Below are 276 nucleotides of genomic sequence, written 5' to 3' on the forward strand. Positions count from 1 at the left end.
CCGGAGGGCATGGGCGCGGCGACCGCATCGGCCGCTGCGTCGTGCGCGCTCGAGGCCGTCGGCGCCGCGGCCGGCATGGCCGGCATGGCCCGATCCTCGGCGATCTGCGCCTCGCTCAGCGCTTGCGGCGCCTTGTCCAGCGGCCGCAGCTGCCAGGCCACGCCGACGGCGAGGCACAGCGAGGCGGCCACGCCGATCCAGGCCGGCCAGCGGGATTTCCTCGGCCTTGCGCGCGCGGCGACGGGCGGCGGCGCGGCCTGGGCCGCCGTCGGCGCG

The 276-nt window shown here is 80.1% G+C and carries 1 pseudogene; it reads right to left on the reverse strand.

The features are described 5' to 3' along the window. Positions 1-191, reverse strand: a pseudogene (locus A7A76_RS19295) (hypothetical protein); the annotation flags it as partial. Between the last annotated feature and the right edge of the window lie 85 nt (positions 192-276).

The sequence above is a fragment of the Lysobacter enzymogenes genome, assembly GCF_017168095.1.
Lineage (GTDB): Bacteria > Pseudomonadota > Gammaproteobacteria > Xanthomonadales > Xanthomonadaceae > Lysobacter > Lysobacter enzymogenes_D.